36 protein-coding genes and 1 pseudogene are annotated in these 19537 nt (G+C 43.2%); 5 read left to right on the top strand and 32 right to left on the bottom strand.

The features are described from left to right. The first annotated feature begins 45 nt into the window (after window positions 1-45). The 3 genes from F0226_RS09765 (at window position 46) to F0226_RS09755 (ending at window position 2056) form a co-directional block, all read left to right on the top strand. Entirely contained in the window at window positions 46-615 is a 570-nt protein-coding gene (locus tag F0226_RS09765; protein WP_171735453.1) for a Crp/Fnr family transcriptional regulator, read from the top strand. Between the two features lie 129 nt (window positions 616-744). After that, window positions 745-1200: a GNAT family N-acetyltransferase gene (locus F0226_RS09760; protein ID WP_171735452.1), complete on the top strand. Its 456-nt coding sequence runs from the start codon at window positions 745-747 to the stop codon at window positions 1198-1200. A gap of 13 nt (window positions 1201-1213) precedes the next feature. After that, window positions 1214-2056: a DMT family transporter gene (locus F0226_RS09755; RefSeq protein ID WP_171735451.1), complete on the top strand. Its 843-nt coding sequence runs from the start codon at window positions 1214-1216 to the stop codon at window positions 2054-2056. 46 nt (window positions 2057-2102) lie between these two features. Here F0226_RS09755 and F0226_RS09750 read toward each other — a convergent pair whose 3' ends face one another. Continuing rightward, a complete protein-coding gene (locus F0226_RS09750) occupies window positions 2103-2660 on the bottom strand; it encodes a LysM-like peptidoglycan-binding domain-containing protein (protein WP_171735450.1) in 558 nt (185 codons plus the stop codon). 211 nt (window positions 2661-2871) lie between these two features. On the opposite strand from F0226_RS09750, the gene F0226_RS09745 reads away from it, so the two are divergent. Both F0226_RS09745 and F0226_RS09740 read left to right on the top strand, forming a co-directional pair. Beyond that, on the top strand, window positions 2872-3492 hold the full coding sequence (locus F0226_RS09745; protein ID WP_171735449.1) for an FKBP-type peptidyl-prolyl cis-trans isomerase: 621 nt from the start codon (window positions 2872-2874) through the stop codon (window positions 3490-3492). Between the two features lie 117 nt (window positions 3493-3609). After that, a complete protein-coding gene (locus F0226_RS09740; protein WP_171735448.1) occupies window positions 3610-4104 on the top strand; it encodes a DUF2780 domain-containing protein in 495 nt (164 codons plus the stop codon). A 233-nt stretch (window positions 4105-4337) separates the two neighbouring features. Here the strand turns inward: F0226_RS09740 and rplQ are convergent, their stop codons facing one another. From rplQ to F0226_RS09585, 31 genes and pseudogenes are all read right to left on the bottom strand, one after another. After that, window positions 4338-4718, bottom strand: a complete 381-nt coding sequence (gene rplQ, locus F0226_RS09735) for a 50S ribosomal protein L17 (protein WP_004729812.1) — start codon at window positions 4716-4718, stop codon at window positions 4338-4340. A gap of 24 nt (window positions 4719-4742) precedes the next feature. Then, complete coding sequence (gene rpoA / locus F0226_RS09730) at window positions 4743-5735, bottom strand: DNA-directed RNA polymerase subunit alpha (RefSeq protein WP_004729813.1); 993 nt, start codon at window positions 5733-5735, stop codon at window positions 4743-4745. Window positions 5736-5757: 22 nt separating this feature from the next. Continuing rightward, entirely contained in the window at window positions 5758-6378 is a 621-nt protein-coding gene (gene rpsD, locus F0226_RS09725) for a 30S ribosomal protein S4 (RefSeq protein ID WP_137375141.1), read from the bottom strand. Window positions 6379-6409: 31 nt separating this feature from the next. Beyond that, window positions 6410-6799, bottom strand: a complete 390-nt coding sequence (rpsK, locus tag F0226_RS09720; protein ID WP_004738778.1) for a 30S ribosomal protein S11 — start codon at window positions 6797-6799, stop codon at window positions 6410-6412. A 19-nt stretch (window positions 6800-6818) separates the two neighbouring features. Then, window positions 6819-7175 (bottom strand): 30S ribosomal protein S13, encoded by a 357-nt coding sequence (rpsM, locus tag F0226_RS09715; protein ID WP_004738779.1) that lies wholly within the window; start codon window positions 7173-7175, stop codon window positions 6819-6821. Window positions 7176-7323: 148 nt separating this feature from the next. Further along, complete coding sequence (gene rpmJ / locus F0226_RS09710; protein ID WP_000868186.1) at window positions 7324-7437, bottom strand: 50S ribosomal protein L36; 114 nt, start codon at window positions 7435-7437, stop codon at window positions 7324-7326. A gap of 39 nt (window positions 7438-7476) precedes the next feature. Next, a complete protein-coding gene (gene secY / locus F0226_RS09705) occupies window positions 7477-8811 on the bottom strand; it encodes a preprotein translocase subunit SecY (RefSeq protein ID WP_137375140.1) in 1335 nt (444 codons plus the stop codon). A 20-nt stretch (window positions 8812-8831) separates the two neighbouring features. Beyond that, window positions 8832-9266 carry a 50S ribosomal protein L15 gene (rplO, locus tag F0226_RS09700; protein ID WP_137375139.1) on the bottom strand — a complete coding sequence of 145 codons (435 nt, stop codon included), beginning with the start codon at window positions 9264-9266 and terminating at the stop codon, window positions 8832-8834. Window positions 9267-9272: 6 nt separating this feature from the next. Further along, window positions 9273-9449: a 50S ribosomal protein L30 gene (gene rpmD / locus F0226_RS09695; protein WP_004736756.1), complete on the bottom strand. Its 177-nt coding sequence runs from the start codon at window positions 9447-9449 to the stop codon at window positions 9273-9275. Window positions 9450-9456: 7 nt separating this feature from the next. Next, window positions 9457-9957, bottom strand: a complete 501-nt coding sequence (rpsE, locus tag F0226_RS09690; RefSeq protein ID WP_137375137.1) for a 30S ribosomal protein S5 — start codon at window positions 9955-9957, stop codon at window positions 9457-9459. 14 nt (window positions 9958-9971) lie between these two features. Beyond that, a complete protein-coding gene (gene rplR / locus F0226_RS09685; RefSeq protein ID WP_137375136.1) occupies window positions 9972-10325 on the bottom strand; it encodes a 50S ribosomal protein L18 in 354 nt (117 codons plus the stop codon). A gap of 9 nt (window positions 10326-10334) precedes the next feature. After that, a complete protein-coding gene (gene rplF / locus F0226_RS09680) occupies window positions 10335-10868 on the bottom strand; it encodes a 50S ribosomal protein L6 (RefSeq protein WP_171735447.1) in 534 nt (177 codons plus the stop codon). A 13-nt stretch (window positions 10869-10881) separates the two neighbouring features. After that, window positions 10882-11274 carry a 30S ribosomal protein S8 gene (gene rpsH, locus F0226_RS09675; protein WP_017061309.1) on the bottom strand — a complete coding sequence of 131 codons (393 nt, stop codon included), beginning with the start codon at window positions 11272-11274 and terminating at the stop codon, window positions 10882-10884. A gap of 29 nt (window positions 11275-11303) precedes the next feature. Continuing rightward, a complete protein-coding gene (gene rpsN, locus F0226_RS09670; protein ID WP_171735446.1) occupies window positions 11304-11609 on the bottom strand; it encodes a 30S ribosomal protein S14 in 306 nt (101 codons plus the stop codon). A 17-nt stretch (window positions 11610-11626) separates the two neighbouring features. Then, a complete protein-coding gene (gene rplE, locus F0226_RS09665) occupies window positions 11627-12166 on the bottom strand; it encodes a 50S ribosomal protein L5 (protein ID WP_137375134.1) in 540 nt (179 codons plus the stop codon). A 24-nt stretch (window positions 12167-12190) separates the two neighbouring features. After that, window positions 12191-12508 (bottom strand): 50S ribosomal protein L24, encoded by a 318-nt coding sequence (gene rplX, locus F0226_RS09660; RefSeq protein ID WP_137375133.1) that lies wholly within the window; start codon window positions 12506-12508, stop codon window positions 12191-12193. An 11-nt stretch (window positions 12509-12519) separates the two neighbouring features. Continuing rightward, window positions 12520-12891 carry a 50S ribosomal protein L14 gene (gene rplN / locus F0226_RS09655; RefSeq protein ID WP_004738793.1) on the bottom strand — a complete coding sequence of 124 codons (372 nt, stop codon included), beginning with the start codon at window positions 12889-12891 and terminating at the stop codon, window positions 12520-12522. Window positions 12892-13052: 161 nt separating this feature from the next. Beyond that, on the bottom strand, window positions 13053-13307 hold the full coding sequence (gene rpsQ / locus F0226_RS09650; RefSeq protein ID WP_137375132.1) for a 30S ribosomal protein S17: 255 nt from the start codon (window positions 13305-13307) through the stop codon (window positions 13053-13055). Beyond that, complete coding sequence (gene rpmC / locus F0226_RS09645) at window positions 13307-13498, bottom strand: 50S ribosomal protein L29 (RefSeq protein ID WP_004736737.1); 192 nt, start codon at window positions 13496-13498, stop codon at window positions 13307-13309. The genes rpsQ and rpmC overlap by 1 nt, the downstream gene beginning before the upstream one ends. Further along, window positions 13498-13908 carry a 50S ribosomal protein L16 gene (gene rplP / locus F0226_RS09640; protein ID WP_004736736.1) on the bottom strand — a complete coding sequence of 137 codons (411 nt, stop codon included), beginning with the start codon at window positions 13906-13908 and terminating at the stop codon, window positions 13498-13500. The genes rpmC and rplP overlap by 1 nt, the downstream gene beginning before the upstream one ends. An 11-nt stretch (window positions 13909-13919) precedes the next feature. Beyond that, window positions 13920-14618, bottom strand: coding sequence for a 30S ribosomal protein S3 (gene rpsC, locus F0226_RS09635; protein WP_004736734.1), 699 nt, complete (start codon window positions 14616-14618; stop codon window positions 13920-13922). An 18-nt stretch (window positions 14619-14636) separates the two neighbouring features. Next, on the bottom strand, window positions 14637-14969 hold the full coding sequence (gene rplV / locus F0226_RS09630; RefSeq protein ID WP_004736732.1) for a 50S ribosomal protein L22: 333 nt from the start codon (window positions 14967-14969) through the stop codon (window positions 14637-14639). A gap of 10 nt (window positions 14970-14979) precedes the next feature. Beyond that, window positions 14980-15258, bottom strand: a complete 279-nt coding sequence (gene rpsS, locus F0226_RS09625) for a 30S ribosomal protein S19 (protein ID WP_004736729.1) — start codon at window positions 15256-15258, stop codon at window positions 14980-14982. Window positions 15259-15277: 19 nt separating this feature from the next. After that, on the bottom strand, window positions 15278-16102 hold the full coding sequence (rplB, locus tag F0226_RS09620) for a 50S ribosomal protein L2 (protein WP_171735445.1): 825 nt from the start codon (window positions 16100-16102) through the stop codon (window positions 15278-15280). 15 nt (window positions 16103-16117) lie between these two features. Beyond that, window positions 16118-16420 (bottom strand): 50S ribosomal protein L23, encoded by a 303-nt coding sequence (gene rplW / locus F0226_RS09615; RefSeq protein ID WP_137375130.1) that lies wholly within the window; start codon window positions 16418-16420, stop codon window positions 16118-16120. Continuing rightward, window positions 16417-17019, bottom strand: a complete 603-nt coding sequence (rplD, locus tag F0226_RS09610) for a 50S ribosomal protein L4 (RefSeq protein WP_171735444.1) — start codon at window positions 17017-17019, stop codon at window positions 16417-16419. Before rplD ends, rplW begins: the two co-directional genes overlap by 4 nt. A 16-nt stretch (window positions 17020-17035) precedes the next feature. Then, window positions 17036-17665: a 50S ribosomal protein L3 gene (gene rplC / locus F0226_RS09605; RefSeq protein ID WP_004736763.1), complete on the bottom strand. Its 630-nt coding sequence runs from the start codon at window positions 17663-17665 to the stop codon at window positions 17036-17038. Between the two features lie 14 nt (window positions 17666-17679). After that, the gene (gene rpsJ / locus F0226_RS09600) at window positions 17680-17991 is read right to left on the bottom strand and encodes a 30S ribosomal protein S10 (protein ID WP_004736761.1); all 312 of its coding nucleotides are present in this window, start codon (window positions 17989-17991) and stop codon (window positions 17680-17682) included. Window positions 17992-18371: 380 nt separating this feature from the next. Further along, on the bottom strand, window positions 18372-18854 hold the full coding sequence (bfr, locus tag F0226_RS09595) for a bacterioferritin (RefSeq protein ID WP_171735443.1): 483 nt from the start codon (window positions 18852-18854) through the stop codon (window positions 18372-18374). Between the two features lie 80 nt (window positions 18855-18934). Then, complete coding sequence (locus F0226_RS09590; protein WP_171735442.1) at window positions 18935-19123, bottom strand: (2Fe-2S)-binding protein; 189 nt, start codon at window positions 19121-19123, stop codon at window positions 18935-18937. Window positions 19124-19433: 310 nt separating this feature from the next. Beyond that, window positions 19434-19537, bottom strand: a pseudogene (locus F0226_RS09585) (elongation factor Tu); the annotation flags it as partial.

The raw sequence follows: 19537 nt of genomic DNA, 5'->3' as shown, positions 1-19537 counted from the left end.
AATAAGTGCGATGATTTCTGCAGTTATTTGGCTTAGGTGATACACATGCATTCAGCGTTTATTGAACAACTAAAAAACTATAGCTTTAGTGATCAAGAGATAGAGTCTCTTATCTCTGTCGCTAAATCGATAGAGCTTCCTACACGACATATTTTAGTGAACCAAGGAGAAATGGCAGACTCCATTTACTTTATACTTGAAGGGTTGTGCCATGCTTGTTATCTAACAGAGGAAGGAAAACAGTATAGTAAAGAGTTCTACTGGGAGCATGATTGGGTGATAGGCTTCGAAAGCTTAATCAAATCTCAGCCTTCTCCGTACTTACTTGAAACCCTCACTCCTATTACTTTGATAGAAATCCCAATGAAATGGCTTGTCGAATGGCGAGAGCAAAATAACCCTCTTTACCTTAAGTTGCTTGAGACACAATTAATGTATAAAGAGAACAAAGAACGCTTCATGCTGCTTTATACACCAGAACAACGCTACCAATTATTTTGTGAACATTATCCTGACCTTTTGATGCGACTGAATGACAACCAAGTTGCGGCATATTTAGGGATCACAGCAATCAGCCTAAGCAGGATTAAGGCGAGAATAGCGGATAACTCATAACCGTTTTTAAAGAGGCGTCTAAATACCGATCGCTCTAGTAAATGAAAGCTGCATTAATTAACAATTGTTAATGATTAACCACAACGCTATTGATACATTCACTGCCATAATTTAATTCAGGATGAAAATATGATTACGTGGCAGTGCATTCCTTTCTCACAACTCACCACTCAGCAGTTGTACGAACTCTTACGATTAAGAACCGATGTTTTCGTCGTCGAACAAACATGCCCATATCCAGAGCTTGACGGCAAAGATACCGTAAACGGCGTTCATCACTTACTTGGTTATAAAGACGCAGAACTCGTGGCATGTGCGCGATTACTTCCACAAGGTGTCACCTACGATAATGTCAGTATTGGTAGAGTCGCCACGCGTTTATCTGCACGTGGTAATGGGTTAGGACATAAATTACTAACTCAAGCTCTACTCCAAACTGAAAGATTATTCCCTAGTCAAACCATTGATATCGGAGCACAAGAGCACTTAGAAAAATACTATGAGCAGCATGGATTTAAAAGAATTTCAGACATGTATCTAGAAGATGATATTCCGCACATCGATATGCGCTTAGAAAAGAAGTAAAACAGAGGCAACCATGAGTAATATTACAATTGGAATCCTACTTTTGGTTGCAGGGAATTTTTTTGCTTCATTGTCAGATGTGGCAGTGAAAACACTACAAGGTGATGTTCAACCTTTCCAGTACATGTTCATTCGCCAGTTGTTTTCCTTAGTCTTAATCACTCCTCTGTGGTTAAAACAATCTAGAGCACAAAAGAAACTTCAACAAAAAAGCATTACTTTAATTAGAGCCCACCTCATTCTTATTGGGAGCGGCTGTATGGTAATGGCTATCACTTATTTACCACTAGCAACCGCCAATGCAGTTTTCTACACTGCTCCTCTCTTAATGCTGCCCCTTTCTGTTGCTTTGCTTAATGAGAAGCCAGCTTCAGGGAAAGTTTTAGCCACAATAATAGGTTTTGTTGGGGTTTTGATCGTTCTTAGACCATCTCAATTTCATTGGGCCGCGCTATTTGCATTAGGAACAGCATGCACTCTTGCGCTTTTCAATATACTGGTTAGAAAGTTACCCAAAGAGCAAACTGTAATAACGACCCTATGGTGGACAACCATATTATCCTTACCTACCTCGCTTATATTAACTGTTGGGTATTGGCAGCCAATCAGTCATACCAATATTGCCTTTATAGCTTTGAGTGCAGCACTGATTTTAGGCTACAACGGATTGGCGGTTTTAGCTTATAAAAAGGCATATTCAAGCGAAATTGCCCTAGCGGAATATTCAGGGCTTATCTTCGTTGCATTGTTCGGGGCACTTTGGTTTGATGAGATACCTGACTGGATAACATTAATTGGTATCCTTCTGATTGTCCTTCCACTTGCTCCATTGAAAAGACCAAAAAAAAAGAGCTAATAACTAGCTCTTTCTTTAAAAACTCGTGTGATAGCCAATATCAACTCTATTTACTGCGACCAAAACCACCATCAGATAAGCGGAAAAACATCACTGACGATGTCCCTTTCTCTAACTGAAGTATATCTAATTGACCAGATTCCTGCAGTTTGAATCGTACCAACTGACCTTTTCTGATTTGACTAAGCGGCTTATCTTGACCTTCAATTTTGACGAGAGCGTTGAGATCAGCTTGAGACAACTTATTATTTCTAAATACTTGGGCAAGCGTATCACCTTGCTGTACTAAATATTCACGCCAGTCATTGGATTGAAGAGGTTGCTGCTTAGCTCCAGCTTGTTCACTCAATCCTACAGTACTAATCTCTAATTCAACTCGACTGGTAGCTTCTTGCGGATCTTTTGAAGCTTCTGGAATCGGAATGAAGAACAAAATAATAACAATGGGAGCAAGAACTAAGAGTAACTTTCGATGTAATGACGGCAATAATGCCCAAAAAGCGGCAATACGATTTCGCACTTGAGAGACGTCAACTGCACTTAACTTATCTTTGATTGAAGCTAAATGATCAACTTTCTTCTTTTTTTTCTGACGACGATTCATACTATTCCGCCTTATAAATGAATGACTACAGTATAAAAAGCAATTCGCACTGAGTATAGTTCTTTCCACTATAACAAGAACCAGGTACAAAAATTTGCAGTCAATGTGATTCGGTAGCCAAACGTAACCAGAATAGACCGGACCAACCGTTTCTTCATGCTCTCAATACTGGTATTCTTACCTTTTTAGTACTGATAAAAGAGTGACATTCATGTCTGAAGTAAAATTTGAAACTGTAGAGCAAAAAGCAAGCTACGGCATCGGCCTACAAATGGGTCAACAACTAGCAGGTTCTGGTCTTGAAGGCTTAAACGTTGACGCTATCGCAGCTGGTATCGCAACAGCTCTAACTGGCGACATGCCAGCTATCGAGATTGACGAGATCAACAATGCACTACAAGAACTTCACACTCGCGGTGAAGCAGCTCGTCAAGAGCTAGCTAAAGTTGCAGCAGCTGACGGTGAAGCTTTCCTTACTGACAACGCTCTACGTTCAGAAATAACAGTTCTTGAGTCTGGTCTTCAATACGAAGTACTAACTGAAGGTACTGGTGAAGTTCCAACATCTGACAAGCAAGTACGTGTTCACTACCACGGCGAACTAACAGACGGTACTGTTTTTGATAGTTCAGTATCTCGCGGTCAGCCAGCAGAATTCCCAGTGACTGGCGTAATTCAAGGTTGGGTTGAAGCTCTTCAACTAATGCCTGTAGGTTCTAAGTGGAAACTATACATTCCACAAGATCTAGCATACGGTGAGCGTGGCGCAGGTGCTGCAATCCCACCATTTGCTGCTCTAGTATTTGAAGTTGAGCTACTAGCAATTCTGTAATTAAAACAGACTGCTGCAAGCAAATAAAGTTAAAATAATGCAACGGTGATGTGACAACATCGCCGTTTTTCGTTTATAGTAATGATGTTTAATTACTTTATTACTTAAGGACGAATAATGAAGAAAGTACTTATCACTGCATTATGTAGCTTAGCAGTTACCTCATGTGCAAGCACTACTGACTCATCAACTCCATCAGTTACATCAGGTATTGATTACTCTCAACTAAGCCAAACAGCATTAATGGCTGCTGTCGATATGTGGGCTCAGCAAAATGAAAGTTCATCACTCGCAGATACATTAGCAAAAGAAACTTCAGTTACTGGAGAGCAGGCATTAGGCGGTGTAGGTTCTCTTCTTGCCTTAGCTCAAAATTCCCTAAGCACATCAGACTCTCAAGAATTATCTTCACTGATTCCAGGCGCTTCAACACTAGAAAGCTCAGGTTTAACATCTTTGCTTCAATCAAAAGGAGCAGTTGAAAGTGCATTTAGTAGCTTAGGTATGGATCCATCTCTTGTTACTACTTTCGCACCAATCATCCTTCAAGTGTTACAAACACAAGGTGCAAGTAGCTCACTGCTTAGCTCTTTAGGCTCTATCTGGAAATAAGTAGCTTAGAGTAAATAATAAAAACTAAAGGGCACTACAAGTGCTCTTTTTTTTAGCATTTCTATACGAATCAAAAGCTACAGAACTGATTAAAGAATCAATTTAAGAAAAAATTAAATCGCAGGTAACGATAAATAACTCAAATTATTATTATCAGAAAATAAATTCAGTTATTACAAACGCAAAAAAGCCGAGCTAATGCTCGGCTTTTTGTATTAAGAATCTAGTATAGATTACTCAGCAGCTTCTTCAGCAGCTGGGCGGTCTACAAGCTCAATGTAAGCCATTGGAGCTTTATCACCAGTACGGAAACCACATTTTAGAATGCGAGTGTAACCACCTTGGCGAGCCGCGAAACGCGGGCCTAGTTCATTAAATAGTTTTGCAACAACTTCGTTATCACGAGTGCGTGCAAATGCAAGACGACGGTTAGCAACACTGTCTGTCTTAGCTAGGGTAATCAATGGCTCAATTACGCGACGTAGTTCTTTTGCTTTAGGCACGGTAGTTTTAATAACTTCGTGACGAACAAGAGAGCTAGCCATGTTGCTGAACATCGCTTTGCGATGACTGCTGTTGCGGTTGAGTTGACGACCACTTTTACGATGGCGCATGACCTAATCCTTCTAACTTTTCGATTAATCTTCAGCGATTGACGCTGGTGGCCAATTTTCTAGACGCATGCCTAGAGAAAGACCACGTGAAGCAAGCACATCTTTAATCTCTGTAAGAGATTTCTTACCAAGGTTTGGCGTTTTAAGTAGCTCAACCTCAGTGCGCTGTACAAGATCACCGATGTAGTGAATCGCTTCTGCTTTCAAACAGTTAGCAGAGCGAACTGTTAGTTCAAGATCGTCTACAGGACGCAGTAGGATAGGATCGAATTCTGGCTTCTCTTCCTTCTCCTCAGGTACACGTACATCACGAAGATCTACGAACGCATCCAATTGTTCAGCTAAAATAGTAGCTGCACGACGGATTGCTTCCTCAGGTTCAAGAGTACCGTTCGTTTCCATATCGATAACAAGCTTATCCAAATCTGTACGTTGTTCTACACGTGCAGCTTCTACAGCATAGGCGATTTTATCGACTGGGCTGTAAGTAGCGTCAACTAGTAGACGACCGATTGGGCGCTCATCTTCTTCAGTATGGATACGAGCTGAAGCTGGAACGTAACCACGACCACGTTCAACTTTGATACGCATAGCGATCTCAGCGTTGTCATCCGTTAGGTGACAAATAACGTGCTCAGGGTTAGCGATCTCTACATCACCATCGTGGGTGATGTCACCTGCAACAACAGGGCCTGAGCCTGATTTATTCAGTGTAATAAACACTTCATCTTTGCCTTCAGCAACGCGTACAGCTAAACCTTTAAGGTTTAAAAGGATTTCTAGGATATCTTCCTGAACGCCTTCTTTTGTACTGTATTCGTGTAGCACACCTTCAATTTCAACTTCTGTTACGGCACAACCCGGCATAGAAGATAGAAGAATGCGGCGAAGAGCATTACCTAGAGTGTGGCCGAAACCGCGCTCTAATGGCTCAAGAGTTACTTTCGCGTGTGTCGTATTGATCTGTTCAATGTCAACAAGACGCGGCTTAAGAAATTCTGTTACAGAACCCTGCATTGTGTCCTCTCTTTTTTTAACCTTACTTAGAGTAAAGTTCGACGATCAAGTGTTCATTGATGTCAGCTGATAGATCAGAACGTTCAGGCATACGCTTGAATGTACCTTCCATTTTGCCAGCATCTACTTCAATCCAAGTTGGCTTTTCACGTTGTTCAGCAACTTCTAGAGCAGCTTTAATACGAGATTGCTGTTTAGCTTTCTCGCGAATAGAAACAACGTCATTTGCCGCTACTTTGAAAGAAGGAACGTTTACAACTTTACCGTTAACTAGAATAGACTTGTGGCTAACTAGTTGACGAGATTCAGCGCGAGTTGCACCAAAGCCCATACGGTAAACTACGTTATCAAGACGACCTTCAAGAAGCTGAAGTAGGTTTGCACCTGTGTTGCCTTTAAGACGTGCAGCTTCTTTGTAGTAGTTACGGAATTGCTTTTCTAGAACGCCGTAGATACGACGAACTTTTTGCTTCTCGCGAAGCTGAACGCCATACTCAGATAGACGACCGCGACGAGCGCCGTGTACACCTGGTGCGTTATCAATTTTACACTTGGTCTCGATCGCACGGACACCAGACTTAAGAAATAAGTCAGTACCTTCGCGACGGCTAAGCTTAAGCTTAGGGCCCAAATATCTTGCCATGATCTTTCTCCAATATTCCTAGAAACGAAACTTAAACGCGACGTTTCTTAGGTGGACGACAACCGTTATGAGGGATTGGTGTCGCATCAACAATGTTAGTGATACGGAAACCAGCAGCATTCAGAGCACGAACAGTAGATTCGCGACCTGGACCTGGACCCTTAACCATAACTTCCAAGTTCTTTAGGCCATATTCTTTAGCCATTTCACCACAACGCTCAGCTGCAACTTGTGCTGCGAACGGAGTAGATTTACGAGAACCACGGAAACCTGAACCACCTGCTGTAGCCCATGCAAGAGCATTGCCTTGACGGTCAGTGATAGTTACGATTGTGTTGTTGAAAGAAGCATGGATGTGCGCTACGCCATCAGCTACTTGCTTGCGTACGCGCTTACGCGCGCGAGTTGGTTGTTTTGCCATTGTACTCTACCTTATCCGACTATTTCTTGATCGGCTTGCGCGGACCCTTACGGGTGCGAGCGTTGGTTTTAGTACGCTGTCCACGTAGTGGTAGACTGCGACGATGACGAAGACCGCGGTAACAGCCAAGGTCCATAAGACGCTTGATGTTCATCGATACTTCACGACGTAGATCACCTTCTACAGTGTATTTAGCTACACCATCACGCAGTTGATCGATCTGCTCTTCAGTTAGTTCACTGATCTTAGCATCTTCAGCAATACCCACTTCAGCTAGAATAGCTTGAGAGCGAGTTTTACCAATACCGTAGATTGCAGTTAATGCAATTACAGAATGCTTATGATCAGGAATGTTAATGCCGGCTATACGGGCCATTATTCACTCCTAAGGGGTTCATAAAAGAATTATCCGCAGCAAAGCCCGTTATGGATACGCTGCGGCATACTACTTCTTTTGCACGCAAAAGGTAGGCCGAGAAATATACTCGACTCTACCTTGTATTTCAAGTAAAAATTTCTGCTAATTAGCCTTGGCGTTGCTTATGCTTTGGCTCACTGCAAATCACGCGAACGACACCGTTACGCTTGATAACTTTACAGTTACGGCAGATTTTTTTAACGGAAGCACGAACTTTCATTGCTAAACTCCGTAAATGGAATTGAAATGTTACAGTCGATTAACGACCGTAGCCTTTCAAATTCGCTTTCTTTAACACAGAATCATACTGTTGTGACATCAGATGAGTCTGTACCTGTGCCATGAAATCCATGATAACTACAACTACGATTAGTAGTGAAGTGCCGCCGAAGTAGAAACGAACGTTCCACGCGACCATCATGAATTCAGGAATCAGACATATAAAAGTAATGTATAGAGCACCTGCAAGGGTTAATCTAGTCATCACTTTATCGATATATTTCGCTGTCTGCTCACCTGGGCGGATACCGGGTACGAATGCACCAGACTTCTTCAAATTATCTGCTGTTTCACGTGGGTTAAATACCAACGCTGTATAAAAGAAACAGAAGAAAATAATTGCTGCAGCATAAAGCATTACATACAAAGGTTGACCTGGGCTAAGAGCCAAAGACACATCAGTTAACCAACCGAATGCGCTGCTCTCACCATTTTGACCAAACCACTGTGCTAATGTTCCTGGGAACAAAATAATACTAGATGCAAAAATTGCTGGTATTACGCCTGCCATATTAATTTTAAGAGGCAAGTGTGAACTTTGTGCTGCAAAAACCTTACGACCTTGTTGACGCTTTGCATAGTTAACGACGATACGACGTTGACCACGCTCCATGAAAACTACGAAGTAGATTACAGCGAAAGATAATACCGCAATAAACAGTAGAAGAAGTACGTGCAATTCACCTTGACGCGCTTGCTCGATTGTTTGACCGATTGCTGAAGGCAAACCAGCAACAATACCTGCAAAAATCAGAATGGAAATACCATTACCGATTCCTCGCTCAGTGATTTGTTCACCTAACCACATTAAAAACATGGTACCAGTTACTAAACTCACGGTAGCAATTAGCGTAAACATGGTTTGGTTGATAACAACCAGATTATCGACCATGTTTGGTAAGCCAGTTGCAATACCAATAGCTTGGAATGTTGCAAGTACAAGCGTGCCGTAGCGTGTATATTGGCTTATCTTACGACGGCCTGCTTCACCCTCTTTCTTGAGTTCCGCTAACGCTGGATGAACTACAGTTAGCAATTGGACAACAATAGATGCCGAAATATACGGCATAATGCCCAATGCTAATATAGATGCACGCTCAAGAGCACCACCGGAGAACATGTTAAACATTTCTACGATGGTACCTTTTTGCTGTTCGAACAAATCGGCAAGTACAGCCGCGTCAATACCAGGGATCGGCACAAAAGAGCCGGCTCGGAATACTAAAAGTGCACCAATTACGAATAATAAGCGCGACTTTAGTTCACTTAAGCCGCTCTGAGCACTACGAAAATCTTGTCCTGGTTTCTTAGCCATCTGTACCTCGTTCCTCGAGATTATTCCTCGATTTTGCCGCCTGCAGCTTCGATTGCAGCTTTAGCGCCTTTAGACACGCGTAGACCTTTAACAGTCACAGCTTTACTAAGGTCACCAGAAAGAACGATTTTTACAAATTCAATGTTCTTAGTGATAACGTTAGCAGCTTTAAGGCTGTTAAGATCAACTACGTCACCTGTTACTTTCGCTAGCTCAGCTAGACGAACTTCAGCAGACACTAGGCTCTTACGAGAAGTGAAACCGAATTTAGGTAGACGTTGTTTTAGAGGCATTTGACCGCCTTCAAAACCTGGACGAACAGAGCCGCCAGAACGTGACTTTTGGCCTTTATGACCACGGCCAGCAGTTTTGCCAAGGCCTGAACCGATACCACGACCTACACGCTTCTTAGAAGGTTTAGAGCCAGCAGCCGGTGATAGAGTATTCAAACGCATTTCTGATTACTCCTCAATCTTAACCATGTAGTAAACCTTGTTGATCATACCGCGTACGCACGGAGTATCTTCAAGTTCTACTGTATGGTTGATGCGACGAAGACCTAAACCTTTAAGACACGCTTTGTGCTTAGGTAGGCGACCAATTGAGCTTTTAGTTTGAGTTACTTTAATAGTTGCCATCGTGTTCTTACTCCGAAATAGATTCAACAGTTAGACCACGTTTAGCAGCAACCATTTCTGGTGACTTAACGTCTGCTAGAGCACCAATCGTTGCGCGAACAACGTTGATAGGGTTCGTTGAACCGTATGCTTTAGAAAGTACGTTATGTACGCCTGCAACTTCAAGTACAGCACGCATTGCGCCACCGGCGATAACACCTGTACCTTCTGCAGCTGGCTGCATGTAAACTTTAGAGCCCGAATGACGACCTTTCACCGGGTGGTGAAGTGTGCCTTCGTTAAGTGCAACTGTAACCATGTTACGGCGCGCTTTTTCCATTGCTTTTTGAATCGCAGCAGGTACTTCACGAGCTTTGCCGTAACCGAAACCTACGCGACCATTACCGTCACCAACTACTGTTAGTGCAGTAAAGCTCATGATTCGACCACCTTTAACCGTCTTAGATACACGGTTAACAGCGATTAGCTTTTCTTGCAAATCATTAGCTTGTTGTTGTTCTTTAGCCATCTTCCAACCCTACCTTAGAATTTCAGACCAGCTTCGCGAGCAGAATCTGCTAGCGCCGCTACTCGACCGTGGTATTGGAAACCAGAACGATCAAATGCAACTGAAGCTACGCCTTTTTCAAGAGCGCGCTCTGCAACAGCTTTACCAACTGCTGCAGCTGCATCGATGTTACCAGTACTCTTCACTTGCTCACGGATCGCTTTTTCTACAGTAGAAGCTGCGGCGATAACCTCAGAGCCATTAGATGCGATAACTTGAGCGTAAACATGGCGTGGAGTACGATGTACTACCAAGCGAGTTGCACCAAGTTCTGCAATCTTACGACGTGCGCGTGTAGCACGACGGATGCGAGATGCTTTCTTATCCATAGTGTTACCTTACTTCTTCTTAGCTTCTTTAGTACGCACATTTTCATCTGCGTAACGAACGCCTTTGCCTTTATAAGGCTCAGGTTCACGGTAAGAACGAATGTCAGCCGCAACTTGACCAACTAATTGCTTATCGCAACCAGTAATAATGATCTCAGTTTGGCTAGGGCACTCAGCTTTAATACCTTCAGGTAGAGCGTGCTCTACTGGATGTGAGAAGCCAAGAGTAAGGCCTACAGCGTTGCCTTTCATAGCAGCACGGTAACCTACACCTTTAAGAGTTAGCTTCTTAGTAAAGCCCTGAGTAACACCAACAACCATGTTGTTTACTAGTGCACGAGCAGTACCTGCTTGTGCCCAAGCGTTAGCAACACCTTCGCGTGGACCGAAAGTTAGGTTGTTTTCTTCCTGTGCAATCACTACTGCGTTGTTTAAAACGCGAGTTAGCTCACCTTTGTCACCTTTTACAGTGATTTCTTGGCCGTTTAGTTTCACCTCTACGCCAGCTGGAATAGCGACAGGTGCTTTAGCAACACGAGACATAATCTACTCCTTATTAAGCTACGTAACAGATGATTTCACCGCCAAGACCTGCCTTGCGAGCAGCACGGTCAGACATCAGACCCTTGGAAGTTGAAACAACAGCAATACCAAGACCACCCATCACAGTCGGTAGCGAGTCTTTATTTTTATAAACTCGAAGACCTGGACGTGATACACGTTTGATTTGCTCGATTACAGGTTTTGCTTGGAAGTACTTAAGAGTAACTTCTAGCTCAGGTTTTGCTTCGCTGTTAACAGCGAAGTCTACGATGTAACCTTCAGCTTTAAGTAATGCAGCAATTGCAACTTTAAGCTTTGAAGAAGGCATTTTTACAGCAACTTTGTTTGCTGCCTGACCGTTACGAACTCGGGTCAGCATATCCGAAATCGGATCTTGCATGCTCATAAGATATACTCCAAATGATTAAGTGGCAATTACCAGCTAGCCTTACGAAGACCCGGAATCTCGCCTTTCATGCAAGCTTCGCGAACCTTAATACGGCTTAGACCGAATTTACGTAGGAAACCGTGTGGACGACCAGTTTGGTTGCAACGGTTGCGCTGACGTGATGCACTTGAATCACGTGGAAGAGATTGCAGTTTAAGAACCGCATTCCAACGATCTTCTTCTGATGCGTTAACATCGCTAATGATAACTTTTAGCGCAGAACGCTTTTCAGCGAATTTTGCTACTAGTTTCGCACGTTTAGCTTCACGTGCTTTCATTGATTGTTTAGCCATAACAGTAACCCTACACCCTATTTACGGAATGGGAAGTTAAAGGCAGCCAGCAGAGCTCGGCCTTCCTCATCGGAACCAGCGGTTGTCGTGATAGTAATATCAAGACCGCGGATACGATCGACTTTATCGTAGTCGATTTCCGGAAAGATGATTTGCTCGCGAACGCCCATGCTGTAGTTACCGCGACCGTCAAAAGACTTAGCGCTAACACCACGGAAATCTCGTACACGTGGAAGAGCAATAGAGATTAAACGCTCTAAAAATTCCCACATGCGCTCACCACGCAAGGTTACTTTACAACCAATTGGGTAGCCTTCACGAATTTTGAAACCAGCTACAGATTTACGAGCTTTCGTGATAAGTGGCTTCTGACCAGAGATCGTTGCCATATCAGATGCTGCGTTTTCTAGCAGTTTCTTATCGTTGATTGCTTCACCAACGCCCATGTTTAGGGTGATTTTATCAATCCTAGGGACTTGCATGACGCTTGTGTAGCTGAACTCTTTGGTAAGCTCAGCGACTACAGACGACTTGTAGTAATCATGCAGTTTCGCCATAGTAGAACTCCAAATTACTTCTAATTAGTTAGAAACGATTTCGCCGTTAGATTTAAAGAAACGAACTTTCTTACCATCTTCAATACGGAAACCGATGCGGTCTGCTTTACCAGTAGCCGCGTTGAAAACTGCAACGTTAGAAGCATCAATTGCTGCTTCTTGTTCAACGATGCCGCCTTGTTGACCTAGAGCCGGAACCGGCTTTTGGTGTTTTTTAACAAGGTTGATGCCTTCAACGATAACTTTACCAGTTGTCAGAACCTTAGTTACTTTACCTTTCTTGCCTTTATCTTTACCAGCAAGAATGATTACTTCGTCGTTACGACGGATTTTAGCTGCCATGTTGCCGCTCCTTACAGAACTTCAGGTGCTAGTGACACAATCTTCATGAATTTCGCATTACGAAGTTCACGAGTCACAGGACCAAAGATACGTGTGCCGACTGGTTGCTCAGTAGTGTCATTTAACAATACACAAGCATTACTGTCGAAGCGAATGACAGAACCGTCTGGGCGACGAACGCCTTTACGGGTGCGCACTACTACCGCCTTCAGAACATCACCTTTTTTTACTTTACCGCGAGGAATTGCTTCTTTCACTGTAACCTTGATGATGTCACCGATATGTGCATAACGGCGGTGAGAGCCACCCAGGACCTTAATACACATTACCTTGCGCGCACCAGAGTTATCTGCAGCGTCAAGTGTACTTTGCATTTGGATCATTGTTAGTGCTCCGCTATATGTTAAAACTAGACCCTCTCGGGTCGGGCTGCCTCTTTAAAAGGGACGCGAATTGTACCACCCTTTTTTTCAATTGGGTAGACAAAAAACAAGCGGCTCCAAAAAAACTCTGGAGCCGCTTATAAGTCATAGGTTTACGATGATTAAATCTTCGCTTTTGCTATAACTTTAACCAATGTCCAAGACTTAGTCTTAGACAGAGGACGACACTCAGCGATTTCAACTTTGTCGCCTAGGCCACAAATGTTGTCTTCGTCGTGTGCGTGTACTTTGGTCGTGCGTTTGATGAATTTACCGTAAATTGGATGTTTTACAGTACGTTCAATAGCAACAACGATAGACTTATCCATCTTGTCACTTACTACACGGCCTTGCTGGATGCGGTTAGTCTCGCTCATTATGCGCCTGCCTTTTCAGTCAAAACAGTTTTCACACGTGCGATATCACGGCGTACAGCTTTAAGAGTATGAGTCTGCTGAAGTTGACCAGTAGCAGCTTGCATACGCAAGTTGAACTGTTCACGTAGCAAATTCAATAGCTCAGCATTAAGCTCTTCAACGTTTTTCTCGCGTAGATCTTGTGCTTTCATCACATCACCTGCTTAGTTACAAAAGTAGTTTTAACAGGCAGTTTACGCGCCGCTAGGCGGAACGCTTCACGTGCCAACTCTTCAGGTACGCCATTCATTTCGTACATAACCTTGCCAGGTTGGATTTGAGCAACCCAGTACGCAACTGAACCTTTACCTTTACCTTGACGAACTTCAAGAGGCTTTTCAGTAATAGGTTTGTCTGGGAACACACGGATCCAGATTTGACCTTGACGTTTAATGTGACGTGTCATAGCACGACGTGCCGCTTCGATTTGACGTGCAGTCAGGCGACCACGGCCAACAGCTTTAAGACCGAATTCGCCGAAGCTTACTTCAGTACCTTTAGCTAGACCACGGTTACGACCAGTCATAACCTTGCGGAACTTAGTACGTTTTGGTTGTAGCATCGTTCGACTCCTTACTTACGGCCTTTACGCTGCTTCTTAGGCTTATCGCCTTTAGGCTCTACTGCGTTAGCAGCTGGCATACCGCCTAGAATCTCACCTTTGAAGATCCAAACTTTAATGCCGATCACACCGTATTGAGTGTGAGCCGAAGAAGTTGCGTAATCAATGTCTGCACGTAGAGTGTGTAGAGGCACACGGCCTTCACGGTACCACTCTGAACGTGCGATTTCAGCGCCGCCTAGACGACCACCTACTTGTACTTTGATGCCTTTAGCGCCTAGACGCATAGCATTTTGTACCGCACGTTTCATTGCACGACGGAACATAACACGACGCTCTAGTTGAGACGCGATGCTATCAGCTACAAGCTGACCATCTAGCTCAGGCTTACGTACTTCAGCGATATTAATTTGCGCTGGTACACCTGCGATTTTAGCTACAGCTGCGCGTAGCTTCTCTACGTCTTCACCTTTCTTACCGATAACAACGCCAGGACGAGCAGTGTGAATAGTCACACGAATGCTCTTAGCTGGACGCTCAATAACGATACGAGATAATGATGCTTTTTGTAGTTCCTTTGTAAGGAACTGACGTACCTTGAAGTCGCCGTCTAGGTTGTCAGCGAATTCGTTGGTATTAGCAAACCATGTAGCATTCCAAGGCTTGACGATGCCAAGACGAATACCATTAGGATGTACTTTCTGACCCATTGCTTACTCTCCTAGTCTTTAGCGATCTGCTACAACAATAGTGATGTGGCTTGAACGCTTCAAGATACGATCCGCACGACCTTTAGCACGAGGCATAATACGCTTCATGATAGGGCCCTCATCTACGAAGATTTTAGCGACATTTAGATCGTCGATATCTGCACCTTCGTTATGTTCCGCGTTAGCGATAGCTGACTCAAGAACTTTCTTAACTAATACAGCAGCTTTTTTGTTGCTGAAAGTTAGAATTTCTAGAGCCTGGTCTACCGACTTACCGCGAATTTGGTCTGCAACTAAGCGAGCTTTCTGTGGAGAAATACGAGCAAAGTTATGTTTAGCTAAAGCTTCCATCATCTACTCCTTATTTCTTCTTAGCTTTCTTATCTGCAGCATGACCGCGATAAGTACGAGTTGGTGCAAATTCGCCCAGTTTGTGACCAATCATTTCTTCGGTAACGAAAACTGGAACGTGCTGACGACCATTATGGACAGCGATGGTCAAACCAATCATTGTTGGGATGATCATTGAGCGACGGGACCAAGTCTTAATAGGCTTTTTGTCTCCGCTTTCCACCGCTTTCTCTACCTTCTTCAGCAAGTGTAGGTCAATAAAAGGACCTTTCTTGAGAGAACGTGGCATGGCGATTCCTCTTTATAAATTATTTAGTGCGACGACGTACGATGTACTTGTCAGTGCGCTTGTTCTTACGAGTCTTGAAGCCCTTAGTAGGAACGCCCCAAGGAGATACTGGGTGACGACCACCAGATGTGCGGCCTTCACCACCACCATGTGGGTGATCCACCGGGTTCATTACTACACCACGTACGGTTGGACGTACGCCGCGCCAGCGTGAAGCACCAGCTTTACCAAGTTCACGTAGCATATGCTCAGAGTTACCAACTTCACCGATCGTTGCACGACCTTCAGAAAGTACTTTGCGCATCTCACCAGAACGTAGACGGATAGTTACGTATGCACCATCGCGAGCGATGATTTGAACATAAGCACCAGCCGAACGAGCTAGTTGAGCACCTTTACCAGGTTTAAGTTCAACACAGTGTACAGTAGAACCTACTGGGATGTTGCGCATCGGCAGAGTGTTACCTGCTTTGATTGCTGCATCTACACCAGATTGGATCTGGTCACCGGCTTGAACACCTTTTGGTGCAATGATGTAACGACGCTCACCGTCTGCGTACAGAACTAGAGCGATGTTAGCACTACGGTTTGGATCGTATTCTAGACGCTCAACTTTCGCTGGGATACCATCTTTAGTACGTTTAAAGTCAACTACACGGTAATGGTGCTTGTGACCACCACCAATGTGACGTACTGTAATACGACCGTTGTTGTTACGACCACCATTTTTAGAGTTTTTCTCTAAAAGTGGAGCGTATGGCTTACCCTTGTGTAGGTCAGCGTTAACAACTTTAACGACGTGACGACGACCAGGGGAAGTCGGCTTACATTTAACAATAGCCATTTTTAACTACTCCTGTTATTCCGCACCGCCAGCGAAGTCAAGATCTTGACCTTCTTTCAAAGTAACGTAGGCTTTCTTAACGTCTGAACGACGGCCTTCACGCATACCTTGACGCTTAGTCTTACCCTTAAGAACAAGAGTATTTACAGATTTAACTTCAACTTCGAATAGCTTTTCTACAGCTGCTTTGATCTCTTTCTTAGTTGCATCTTTAGCTACTTTGAAAACGATAGTGTTCGCTTTCTCAGCTGCCATAGTTGCTTTTTCAGAGATGTGTGGAGCACGTAGAACTTTTAGTAGACGCTCTTCAGTGATCATGCCAGCATCTCCTCAACTTGCTTAACTGCGTCAGCAGTCATTAGAACCTTGTTGAATGCAATTAGAGATACTGGATCAATACCAGCAACATCACGTGCGTCAACTTTATATAGGTTACGAGCAGCTAAGAATAGATTCTCATCTACTTCGCCAGTTACAATCAGAACGTCGCTTAACTCAAGTTCATTAAGTTTAGCTACTAATTCTTTTGTTTTTGGTGCTTCTACAGAGAAATTATCAACAACGATTAAACGCTCTTGACGAACTAGCTCAGACAGAATGCTCTTCATAGCACCGCGGTACATTTTTTTGTTTACTTTTTGGCTGTGATCTTGTGGTTTCGCAGCAAAAGTAACACCACCTGTACGCCAGATTGGGCTACGAATTGTACCAGCACGTGCACGGCCAGTACCTTTTTGGCGCCATGGCTTAGCACCGCCGCCTGATACTTCAGAACGAGTCTTTTGAGCACGAGTACCTTGACGAGCACCTGCTGCATATGCAACAACCACTTGATGTACTAGAGCTTCGTTAAAGTCACGTCCGAAAGTAGTCTCGGAAACAGTTAGTGCATCAGCACCTTTAACCATCAATTCCATTACTTACTCCTAGACGTTATGCTTTAACAGCAGGTTTTACGATCACGTTTCCGCCTGTTGAGCCTGGTACTGCACCTTTAATAAGAAGCAGATTGCGCTCAGCGTCAACACGTACGATCTCTAGATTTTGAGTCGTTACACGCTCAGCACCCATGTGACCTGCCATTTTCTTGCCTTTAAACACGCGACCTGGAGTTTGACATTGGCCAATTGAACCCGGTGCACGGTGAGACAAAGAGTTACCGTGAGTCATATCTTGAGTAGAGAAGTTCCAACGCTTAATCGCGCCTTGGAAGCCTTTACCTTTAGATGTACCAGTAACGTCTACTTTTTTAATTTCATTGAAAAGTTCTACGTTTAGCTCAGCGCCAACTTCAAACTCTTCACCGTTTTCTAAACGGAATTCCCAAAGACCGCGGCCTGCTTCAACACCTGCTTTCGCAAAGTGACCAGCTTCAGGCTTAGTTACACGGTTAGCTTTCTTAGCACCAGTAGTTACTTGGATTGCTGCGTAGCCGTCTGTCTCAAGAGTTTTAACTTGAGAAATACGGTTCGCTTCAACCTCAACAACAGTTACTGGGATAGAAACGCCTTCTTCAGTAAATACGCGGGTCATACCCACTTTACGTCCGACTAGACCAATCATTATTCTTATCTCCCTTAACCTAGGCTGATTTGAACATCAACGCCAGCAGCAAGATCAAGACGCATTAGAGCATCAACAGTTTTGTCTGTTGGCTCAACGATGTCGATCAAACGCTTGTGAGTACGAATTTCGTACTGGTCACGTGCATCTTTGTTGACGTGTGGAGAGGTAAGAACAGTGAAACGCTCTTTACGAGTAGGTAGTGGAATAGGACCACGAACCTGTGCGCCGGTACGTTTTGCTGTTTCAACGATTTCCGCAGTTGAAGCATCGATTAGCTTGTAATCGAAAGCTTTAAGGCGGATACGAATACGTTGGTTCTGCATGAGACAGAGCTCCAATAATAATTAATTACACAAACAATATCGCCACTCAAGCTCGAAAAGACGAGAGAATGCCGATTGATTTATGTGAAACCGTAGCATCCAAAATTAGGACGCATTGTCAGTTAACTTTTGAAGTGATCTCTAAAAAGGGACCAACTATTTATATTAACCGCGAACATAAGCTGAGTATACATTACCAGGCTTCGCCTGCTCCTCATCGCTTATTGGTTCACAACCAGCGTTAGCCAGTGCGATGCATTATACAGATCACACAATCAGTTGCAAGTAGTGTTTTAAATTTAATCGAGAGCATTACAACTGAATAGTTTTCTTATGAGAAATGAATCGGCTCATAGTCCCACTAAGAACCGATTTTGATTTTATGCATCATCCTCATCAACATATTGCGCTTGCAGATAATTTTCAATGCCTGTTAATTTTATTAGCCCGAGTTGTGTTTCCAACCAATCGACATGTTCTTCTTCATCTTCAAGAATATTTTGGAATAGATCACGGGACACATAGTCATGCGTATCTTCAGCATAAGCAATTGCATTTTTTAGATCTGGAATTGCTTTCATCTCAACATCAAGATCACTTTCTAGCATTTCCTTGGTATCTTCACCAATATTAAGTTTTCCCAAATCTTGTAGATTTGGTAACCCTTCAAGAAAAAGTATACGCTCTATCAAATGATCGGCATGTTTCATTTCATCAATAGACTCATGGTACTCTTTATCTGCGAGATGTTTTAACCCCCAGTCTTTGTACATTCTTGCGTGTAGAAAATATTGGTTGATGGCAACAAGTTCATTACCTAGGATTTTGTTGAGATGTTGAATAATGATTGGATCACCTTTCATAGCACAGCCCTCCTCTTTGGCTCTTCTAACTGTAGAACCAATCCGAGAACTGTCAAAAAGTTAGTTTTAAGTTTTAGCGACTAACTTGCCTGTTTGAACAGGTCTTTTGAGAATTCGTTGATAATATCTTTAGCTGGTCGTACACACTTGCCGCATTGACTGCCTAGTGCTGTACATTTTTTTATCCCTCTTATATCAGTAATACCTTCTTCGACAACGAGTCTTCGAATGGTTTTATCCGACACTCCATGACACAAACAAACAAACATGCATATTTCCAAAAACTTATTCAATCATAAATATAAAAAGTAATCATTCTTATTACCAGTCCTATTTAACATTAAATTTAGAACATTTCGTTATACGTGAATAACATGATATTTGATTGGAAGCCGTATGAGGGTAGTTGAGAATACGTTTTAGCCTTTAAACATCTGTATCTATTAATAGTATTTATAGTCCACTGCTAAATAGTGTTCAGTTTTCCTTATAACTAAAATACAAAAAGGGAAGCCGAAGCTTCCCTTTTTTTCAGATGCATGCTCTTCTAATGAAGAGTGTACAAAAATCTAAATGCGATTATGCAAAGATTTTAGCTACAACACCAGCACCAACTGTACGGCCACCTTCGCGGATTGCGAAACGTAGACCTTCGTCCATTGCGATTGGAGCGATTAGCTCAA

Origin of the sequence: Vibrio sp. 99-70-13A1, assembly GCF_013114625.1 — a bacterium.
GTDB lineage: Bacteria > Pseudomonadota > Gammaproteobacteria > Enterobacterales > Vibrionaceae > Vibrio.
Note: the sequence above shows the minus strand (reverse complement) of the source record. Positions and strands in the feature narration are given on the sequence as shown.